The 8842-nt window shown below is 69.2% G+C and carries 9 protein-coding genes and 1 pseudogene; 4 read left to right on the plus strand and 6 right to left on the minus strand.

Features of this window, described 5'->3' with window-relative positions; genetic code table 11:
* From RJ03_RS11655 to RJ03_RS11670, 4 genes and pseudogenes are all read right to left on the minus strand, one after another.
* On the minus strand, nucleotides 1-583 hold a 583-nt coding region (locus tag RJ03_RS11655), incomplete at its 3' end, for a metallophosphoesterase family protein (RefSeq protein WP_051024584.1).
* Between the two features lie 32 nt (nucleotides 584-615).
* Nucleotides 616-1440: a BON domain-containing protein gene (locus RJ03_RS11660; RefSeq protein ID WP_036501189.1), complete on the minus strand. Its 825-nt coding sequence runs from the start codon at nucleotides 1438-1440 to the stop codon at nucleotides 616-618.
* Nucleotides 1373-1960, minus strand: coding sequence for a hypothetical protein (locus RJ03_RS11665; RefSeq protein ID WP_063820367.1), 588 nt, complete (start codon nucleotides 1958-1960; stop codon nucleotides 1373-1375). The genes RJ03_RS11660 and RJ03_RS11665 overlap by 68 nt, the downstream gene beginning before the upstream one ends.
* A pseudogene (locus tag RJ03_RS11670) lies at nucleotides 1957-4381 on the minus strand (molybdopterin oxidoreductase family protein). The gene RJ03_RS11665 and the pseudogene RJ03_RS11670 overlap by 4 nt, the downstream one beginning before the upstream one ends.
* Nucleotides 4382-4557: 176 nt before the next feature.
* On the opposite strand from RJ03_RS11670, the gene RJ03_RS11675 reads away from it, so the two are divergent.
* Nucleotides 4558-5082, plus strand: coding sequence for a DUF4383 domain-containing protein (locus RJ03_RS11675; RefSeq protein ID WP_063064332.1), 525 nt, complete (start codon nucleotides 4558-4560; stop codon nucleotides 5080-5082).
* An 8-nt stretch (nucleotides 5083-5090) separates the two neighbouring features.
* Here the strand turns inward: RJ03_RS11675 and RJ03_RS11680 are convergent, their stop codons facing one another.
* Both RJ03_RS11680 and RJ03_RS11685 read right to left on the minus strand, forming a co-directional pair.
* Entirely contained in the window at nucleotides 5091-5930 is an 840-nt protein-coding gene (locus RJ03_RS11680; protein ID WP_036501191.1) for an SDR family oxidoreductase, read from the minus strand.
* A 110-nt stretch (nucleotides 5931-6040) separates the two neighbouring features.
* Nucleotides 6041-6589 (minus strand): TetR/AcrR family transcriptional regulator, encoded by a 549-nt coding sequence (locus RJ03_RS11685; protein WP_036501193.1) that lies wholly within the window; start codon nucleotides 6587-6589, stop codon nucleotides 6041-6043.
* Between the two features lie 82 nt (nucleotides 6590-6671).
* On the opposite strand from RJ03_RS11685, the gene RJ03_RS11690 reads away from it, so the two are divergent.
* From RJ03_RS11690 to RJ03_RS11700, 3 genes are all read left to right on the plus strand, one after another.
* A complete protein-coding gene (locus tag RJ03_RS11690; RefSeq protein ID WP_036501196.1) occupies nucleotides 6672-7139 on the plus strand; it encodes a DUF4334 domain-containing protein in 468 nt (155 codons plus the stop codon).
* 3 nt (nucleotides 7140-7142) lie between these two features.
* Nucleotides 7143-8231 carry an NAD(P)-dependent alcohol dehydrogenase gene (locus RJ03_RS11695; protein WP_036501198.1) on the plus strand — a complete coding sequence of 363 codons (1089 nt, stop codon included), beginning with the start codon at nucleotides 7143-7145 and terminating at the stop codon, nucleotides 8229-8231.
* 199 nt (nucleotides 8232-8430) lie between these two features.
* Nucleotides 8431-8842, plus strand: a 412-nt coding sequence (locus RJ03_RS11700; protein ID WP_373281697.1) for an FUSC family protein, incomplete at its 3' end; no start/stop codon positions are given.

Genomic DNA, 8842 nt, shown 5'->3' on the forward strand with positions numbered 1-8842 from the left:
CGCCTCCGCAGGTGTCGATCGCCTCGCCGAGCAGGTACGAGCCCAGGAACGGATAGATCTCGGGCGGCTCGCCGTGCAGGGTGTCCCCGCAGGGGGAATAGTGCGTGAGCGCGACCTTCACATCGGTGTCCAGCCCGCACAGTGCGACATGCAGCGCGTCGGCGAGATCGACGGTGTACGAGGCGAAGTCGCGCATGATGCGCTCACCGAACACGCTCGCGCACTTGCCGGCGAAGCCACCGCCGAAGCCCTTCGTCCCCGCCACGCCCAGCGAATACGGACCGACGGTCACCGTGGTGGAGCTTCCTTCCAGCACCCGGATCCCGTGATCGCACAGCAGGGCCGTGATGTCGTCCTGCAGATCGGAATGGTGGTCGTGGTTGCCGAGCACCGCGATCACCGGCACGCCGGGGTCCTCCAGTTCGGCGGCGACCACCCGCGCCTCGTCGAGGGTGCCGTGCCGGGTGAGATCGCCACCGACCAGCAGCACGTCGGCCTCCTCGGGCAGTCGCTCCCATGCCGGGCGCAGCGTTCCCTGTGACTCCGCGCCGAGGTGGATATCGGCCACCGCCGCGATGCGCACCACCCCGTCTGTCGTCCGTTCCGGGCCCGTCATCAGCTGAGCCGTTCGTGATCGACGATGGGCGAGTGCGTGGAGGACACCCGAATATCGTTGTGAATGCGCAGTTTCGGCGCGTGCTCGCGCACGATGTCCTCCAGGTCGCTGCGCTGCTGTTCACTGCCGACCTCCCCGCACAGCACCACCACGGCGCCGCGGATGGTCACTTGCACGCCGAGTTCGGCGGTGCGCGGGTCCTCCGCGAACGCCCGCCGCAGATTCGCGACCAGATATTGCGGCAACACCTCGTCGCCCGAGTCCTGAGCCATGACCTCACCTCCGATTCCGAGATCCTCGACCAGCGCCAGAAACGCCCGTGCGTACGGCGAGACCGCGGTTTCGTCCCGGGCGCGCCGCCAGTCGACCTGTTCCCGCAGATCCCGGGCGACCGCCAGCAGCCGGGTGAAATCGAGCCGGTGCGGGTCGAGGACCATCAATTTGTCCACCATCAGATCGGTGCCGCTGAGCACCGGAGCCGCCGCCGGGCCTATCCGCATCCAGGTCGCGCGGCCCAGCAGATCGTCGTCGACGTTGCGGTAGTTGGGCCGGAAGATCAAGTCCACCAGCGTATCTCCGTCGTACACCTTGGTCAGCCAGTCCTCGGGCGGGTCGACGGCGTGCAGCCCGGACGCGGTCAGGATGTCGCGGGCACGGAAGGCGTCGGCCGGTTTGACGTAGATGTCGACATCGTGATCGCTCGCGGGACCCCCGCGCGCGTACACCGCGCAGCCGCCACCGACCGCGAAGTCGATCTCATGGGCCAGCAGCGCGTTCACCACCTTGGTGAGCGTGTGCAGCAACTGCTCTATCGAGGCAGTCATAGCGGGCGCATACCCGCCGTCGGCAGCGGTATTCACGGCGTCGCGACAGCCTGGGGAGCGGCTCCTTGATCTCGGCATCGGCCCAGCGCATCTGTCGCAACGTCTCCGGATGGCAGTCGGAGGCCAGATCCAGCAGTTCGCTGTCTCTCGCCGCCTGCGCCGCCTGGGCCAGGATTTCCCAGTTCACCGACACCACCGCGGCGTGGCTGTGGAGCGTGCGCAGATCGCGCAGCAACAACAGCGCGGGCGCGTGCCGCCGGCCGACCAGAGTGCCGAGCGCCCGGCGCGCCGATTCCACCGGTCCGGCGACCGACAACGGCGACGCGTCCAGGCGCAGGCCGCGCCGTTCTCCGGTGTGGGCCAGTTTGCGGCGATGCTCGTCGGTCCAGAACAGCAGATCCCGGCACACGTGGTGGACCTCGTGGTCGGTGCGGTGACGATCGGCGGTGCGGATCAGCAGTTTGCCGAGATGGGTTTCGCTGCGGTGTATTTCGGCGAGCATGGCGTCCAGGTCGTTCATCGCGCGCTCCGCTCCGGTTCGACCGCCGGTGTGGTGGTTCGTTCCGATCGCCGGCCGGAGCGCACGAGTTCCATCGCTGCCGCGCCCGATTTGAACAGCGGTTGTATGGACACCGGATCCCATTCGGTGGGCGTGAGCTCGTTGGCGGCGGTGCCGTCCTTCCCGGCGGGGCGATCGCCGACCGCGGTGTCCCAGTAGCCGTAGTGGAACGGGAGGAACACCACGCCGGGACGGATGTCGCCGGTGCGCAGCCGGGCCGTCACCTGCCCGCGCGTGGTGCGCACGCGGACCAGGTCGCCGTCGTCCCCCCCTCGCGCCGGGCGTCCTGGGCGGCCATCTCCACCCACACCTCCGGCGCGGCGGCCCGCAGTTGCGGGGCCCGGCCGGTTTTGGTGCGGGTGTGGAAATGGTAGAGCGTGCGACCGGTGATCAGCGCATACGGATAGTCCGCACTCGGCGACTCGTGCCGCGGAAGATACTCCGCCGCCTTGATGACCGCGCGGCCCTCGGGGTTCAGCGCGCGATATTCGGTCGGCTCCAACGGCGCTCCGGTGATCAGCTCGCGACCGTAGGTTTCGCAATCCTGCGGCGCCGCACGGAATTTCGCGTCGACGTACAAGCGCTCGGTGCCCTCCGGATACTCCTCGGTGCACGGCCACTGGATACCTCCCCGCGCGCGGAGTTTCGCGTAGCTCATGGCCGAGTAGTCGCACAGGCGTCCCGCACTGCACCGCTTCCACTGCTCGAACACCTCTTCCGGCGTCCGCCACGGCAGCAGCGGTGCGCCGTCGGCGTCGCGCAGATCCAGGCGGCGGGCGTAGTCGAGGAAGATGTCCAGATCCGGCCGGGCAGCGCGGGGGGGCTCGACCGCCTTCTCCGACAGGTGCACGGTGCGGTCGGCGTTGGTGAAGGTGCCGGTCTTCTCGCCCCAGGTCGCCGCGGGCAGCACCACATCCGCCAAGTGCGCCGTCTCGGACAGGAAGATGTCCTGTACGACGAGAAACAGCCGCCGCTGCGACAGCAGGGCACGCACGCGCGCGAGTTCGGGCAGCGACACCGCCGGATTGGTGCCGTTGACGTACAGGAAGCGGATCGAGCCGTCCTCGACGAAGCGCAGGATCTGCATCAGATGCGTCGGCGCGCTGAAGTGCGGTATGCGTTGCGGGTCGATATTCCACAGCCGCGCCAATTCCTCGACGTGAGAATCGTTGGCCCAGTTGCGGAATCCCGGCAGATCGCCGTTGGCGCCGCATTCGCGGGTGTTCTGCGCGGTGGGCTGGCCGTTCATCTGCAGGACCCCGCAGCCGGGCCTGCCCAGCATGCCGCGAATCAGATGAACGTTGTTGACCTTGCACCGCCGCCGCGGTGGCCTGGTGGGACTGGTAGAAGCCCTGCAGCACCGTCGACAGCACCCGCTCGCCGGTGCCGATCACCCTCGCCGCGGCCCGCAGATCGACCGCCGGCACGCCGCAGATCTCCGCCGCGCGGTCGGGCGTGCAGCCGGCGACCTGTTGACGCAATTCGTCGAAGCCGACGGTGTGCGCGTCGATGTAGTCGCGATCGATCCAGTCGTTGCGGATCAGCCCGTGCAACAACGCGTTCATCACCATCACGTTGGTGCCCGGGCGCGGCGCCAGATGGATGGTGGCTGCGCGCGCGACCTGCGTGGTGCGGGGGTCGACGCAGACGAGGACGGGCGGATTCGGGCCGCGCAGGCGATCGAGCATGCGCGACCACAGCACGGTCCGGGTTTCGGCGACGTTGTGGCCGTAGAGCGCGATCACGTCGGCGTGGTCGACGTCGGAGTAGCTGCCGGGCTGCCCGTCGGAGCCGAACGACTCCTTCAGCGCCTCACCGGCGGTGGCGGTGCACAGCCGGGTGTTGCCGTCGAGATGATCGGTGCCGATGCCGCCGCGAGCCAGGACGGTGAGCGCGTAGTACTCCTCCAGGAACAGTTGCCCGGTGGTGTAGAAGCCGATCGATCCCGGCCCGCGCGCCCAGCAGCTCCCGGGTTCGCTCGGCCACCATCGACATGGCTGTGTCCCAATCGGTTTCGACCAGTTTGCCGCGGCGGCGCACGAGCGGGGCCGTCAGCCGGTCGGGAGAATTGTTGGCCTGCCAGCCGAACAGGTCCTTCGGGCCCAGCCGCCCGCGATTGACCCGGTCCCCGGCGCGGCCGCGGACCCCCACGATGCGGCCCTCGTGCACGGCGATATCCATCGCGTCGCCATTGGAATGCAGCACCGAGGCGGTCGGCACCCAGCGTTCCACCATGTCCTCGCGCACACCTTCGGCCAGGAACATATCCACGCGTTGCGGCCACGGTTGCCCGGGGCCGTACGGGGTGCGCGTCCCCCACGGGTGCGCGATGCGGTCGTGTTCGCTCGCCCCGGCCGTGTGGGTACCGGATCGGATATGCATGGTCACCTCGGAGACGAAGGGTGGCGGATGGCGCGGATCCGGTCCTGGCGACAGCCCGGTCTGTGTGCGCGATACCCGCGCCGACCGGGTTGTAACGGGTTCGCGCTGTTCGCGGCGGTCCGGTGCGGCTACCGTCGAAGTCACGGGCGAATCTTCGGCATTCGAAGGGAGCAGCGATGGCCACCGCATCTGTATCTCGGCATCGGGCGCGGGTTTCCCCGGTGCAGGCCGCGGCCTATGCGGTCGGGGCGGCGTTCCTGGTGGTCGGGGTGCTCGGGTTCATCCCGGGCGTGACCACGAACTACGACATGCTCACCTGGACCGGGCATCATTCCGGCGCCGAGTTGTTCGGCGTGTTCCAGGTCTCGGCGCTGCACAACATCGTGCATCTGGTGTTCGGCGTCGCGGGCCTGGCGATGGGCCGCACGACGATGACCGCGCGGACCTATCTCATCGCCGGCGGCGTCGTCTACCTCGCGCTCTGGGTGTACGGCCTGGTCGTGGACAAGGAGTCGACCGCGAACGTCATTCCGGTCAACACCGCGGACAACTGGCTGCATCTGGGCCTCGGCGCGGCGATGTTGCTGCTCGGGCTGTTCCTCGGTCCGGCCGGCGACCGTCCCATCCTGTTCGAGGGATCGCCGCAGCCGGGACGGCCGGAGTCCGCTCCACCCGGCACCGGCCACGGGCGGACCGATTGACGGGCCGATCAGAGAATCGGCCGGCCACCGGTGACGGCGAGCCGCGCACCGGAGATGTAGCTGCCGTCGTCGGAGGCCAGCAGCACGTAGGAGGCGGCCAGCTCGGCGGGCTGTCCGGCCCGCCCGAGCGGGACGTCGTCGCCGAAGTTGCGGACCTTCTCCACCGGCATGGTGGACGGGATCAGCGGCGTCCAGATCGGGCCCGGCGCGACGCTGTTGACGCGAATCCCCTTCTCCCCCAGCAGCTGTGCGAGGCTGGCGCAGAAGTTGGCGATGGCGGCCTTGGTGGCCGCGTAGGGCGCCAGCGTCGGTGAGGGCATATCCGAGTTCACCGAGGAGCTGCCGATGACCGAGCCGCCCGCCGGCATATGCGGGACGGCCGCCTTCACCAGATGGAACAGCGCACCGACGTTGAGCTTGAACGTGTAATCCCATTCGTCGCCGGAGATCTCATCGAGGCTTTCGTGCGTCATCTGATACGCGGCGTTGCTGACCAGCACATCGATCTTGCCGAATTCCGTTGCGGCGCGGTCGATGACGACCTTGCAGTGTTCGGGATCGGACAGGTCGCCCGGCACCGCGACCGCCTTGCGGCCTGCCTGCTCCACCAGCGCGACGACCTGTTGCGCGTCCTCGTGTTCGTCGAGGTAGGAGATCAGCACGTCGGCGCCCTCACGGGCGAAGGCGATGGCCACGGCGCGCCCGATTCCGCTGTCGGCGCCGGTGATCACCGCCGCCTTCCCGGTGAGTTTGCCCGACCCCCGATAGCTGTCCTCCCCGCAGTCCGGTTGCGGGGTCATCCGCTGCTGCACCCCGGGGACCTGTTGTTGCTGCTCCGGAAAACCCATCGCGATCTCCTGTCGACGTGGCGGCGGTGGAGGCCCCTACGGTCGGTGGAGCCCGGGTATTCTCAGCACTCGCGCTACCCGCACCCGCTTCGGGCAAACCAGCGCCGCGCTCAGGGCGCGATCAACCGCCGGGCCGCGAGGACGGTGGCGGCGCGCCGGTCCTCGGCGTCGTCGTCGTGCAGGGCGTGGACCGCGGAGGTGCGGGCGAGATCGGTCAGCAATGTCAGCAGGGTCAGCGGTTGAAAGGTGGCGGTGATCAGCCCGGCGCGCTGACCGCGGCGAATCTCGGCGATCTTGGGTGCGACCGCGCGCCGGATCGCCTCGTCGGCGTCCGGGATATGGGTGCGCTCGATCTCCGCCCACGCCTGCAGCCGGGCGTTGTCGGGGTGGTGCAGATAGTGATCGAAGAGCCTGCCGACATAGGACGGCAGATCGTCCGCGTCCAGCGCGGTCTCGGCGGTGGTCTCGGTCGCCCACTGCTCGGTCACCGCCGCGTAGAGGTCGTCCTTGCCGGTGAAGTAGGCGTACAGGCGGTCCTTGCTGGCATTGGCCGCCTCCGCGATCCGGTTGATCCGGGCCCCGGCGATGCCGTAGCGGGCGAACTCCGCCTTGGCCGCGGCGAGGATTCGCTCCCTGGTGGCATGGCCTGCTGCGCGCATGCCGCGGATCCTATCTTGCCGAACCAGCCGGTTCGGGTGTAGTTTCCCGAACCAGCTGGTTCGGGAAACTGTGGAGGATGCGATGACCGGGACAACCGAGCGCTGGCGCGAGCTGGCGGCGCAATCGAGCGGAGTATCGGCCGACGAGCTGGACCGGCTGTGGGCCGAACTCGCGGTCGTGCGCGCCGAGGACATCCTGGGCGAATGGAAGGGCGCCGCCTTCCGAACCGGCCACCCGCTGTGCCGCGCACTGGACAAGAGCGGCTGGTACGGCAAGACCTTCCATTCGACGATGGATGCGAAACCGCTGATCTGCCGCGCCGAGGACGGCACGCTGTACTCCGATGTCGAACTGGGCGGCGGCGAGGCCACGCTGTGGAATATCGAATTCCGCGGCCAGGTCACCGCGACCATGGTCTACGACGGGCGCGCGGTGTTCGACCACTTCAAACGCCTCGACGACAACACGCTGATGGGCATCATGAACGGACGCCCCGAACTGGTGCTGGCCGGCGGCGAATACTTCTACTTCCTGCTCGAGCGGGTCTGAGCCGTGCCGGTGACCACTGCCGCGCTGTCGCGCGATCCGCGGGCCGCCTTCAGCCTGGAATCCGTCACGATCGACGAACCGCGTGCCGACGAGATCCTGGTCCGGATCGAGGCGTCGGGAATCTGTCACACCGATCTGGTCTCCCGCGCCGCCGGCGCCGCCGACCGCCCGATCCTGCTCGGCCACGAGGGCGCGGGTGTGGTGGCCGCGGTCGGCGCCGAGGTGGCGGGCGTGCGGCCCGGCGACCGGGTCGTGCTGACGTTCCGGCACTGCGGCACCTGCCGCAACTGCCGGCTCGGCCGCCTGCCCTACTGCGCTCATTCCACCGCGTTGAACCAGTTCGGCGGCCGTGCCGATCGCTCGCCCCGCATCACCGTCGATGGCACGCGCGTGCGCGACGGCTTCTTCGGGCAGTCGAGTTTCGCCGGATACGCGCTCAGCACCGCGGACAATACGGTCGTCGTCCCCGGCGACACCGATCTCGTCGTCGCCGCCGCGCTGGGCTGCGGCTTCCAGACCGGCGCGGGCGCGGTACTGAATGTGCTCGCCCCCGAACCGGATTCGCAGATCGTGATCTACGGCGCGGGTGCGGTCGGCATGGCCGGGCTGCTGGCCGCACGGACACGTCCCGGCACCACGGTGCTGGTGGTCGAACCGTCCGCCGATCGCCGTGCGCTCGCCCTCGAACTCGGCGCGGCCGCCGCCCTGGCCCCGGGCGACGAGACCGCCGCGACCATAGACAAACTCACCGGCGGCGGCGCCACCCACGCCCTCGACACCACCGGTCGTCCCGACGTGCTCGCGGCGGCGGTGACGGGGCTGGCCACCGGCGGCGCGGTGGCGGTGGTCGGCCTCGGCATCGGCGTCCCGCAGCTCGACATGCGCGATATCGTGCTGGGCGGCAAGACGATTCACGGCTGTCTGGAGGGCGACGCGGTGCCGCGGCGATTCATCCCGCAGCTGCTCGAGCTCTACACGGCCGGCCGGCTGCCACTCGACCGGCTGGTCCGGTCCTACCCGTACACCGAGATCGGCACCGCCCTGGCCGACCACCACGCGGGACGTGTCGTCAAACCGGTTCTGGCCTGGTGACCGCGGCCGGCGCCGCGTTTCGCCGGAAACGTCGCGGGTAGCTCGGCGAGTAGATGCCGGCCCACCCGCGACGAAGGGACTGTTCATTCCGCCTGTCGGATATCGCGCACGAGCGGCGCGACGGCTGACCACGACGTGGCCGGGGCGCGCCTGCACTCGTTCCGGGCGCGAACGTGAGGCACTGATCCAGGCCGCGAAAATGGCCGCGGCCGCCGTCGCGGCCTGGACCATCGCCCGGGCTGCGATACCGGCGCCGCAGTCGTTCATGGCGCCCTACGCGGCGGTCTTCCTGATGACGACCACGGTGTACCGCTCACTCACCGGCGCCGCGCAGCAGACGTGCGCACTGCTGGCCGGGCTGGCGGTCGCCTACCTCACCACACTCGTCTTCCCGCAGCCGGTGCTGACGCTCGGCGTCGCGGTATTCGTGGGAATGATTGTGGGGCAATGGCATCGGTTCGGCACCAGCGGTATCTGGACCGGGGTGACCGCACTGCTGATGGTCTGTTACGGCACCGCGCAGAATCTGACCTATCTGGCGTATTGGATGGCCGAAATCCTGCTGGGGTCGGCCATCGGAGTCGCGGTGAACATGATCGTGCTGCCGCCCA

The organism is Nocardia aobensis NBRC 100429 (assembly GCF_000308375.1).
GTDB classification, from domain to species: Bacteria; Actinomycetota; Actinomycetes; order Mycobacteriales; family Mycobacteriaceae; genus Nocardia; species Nocardia aobensis.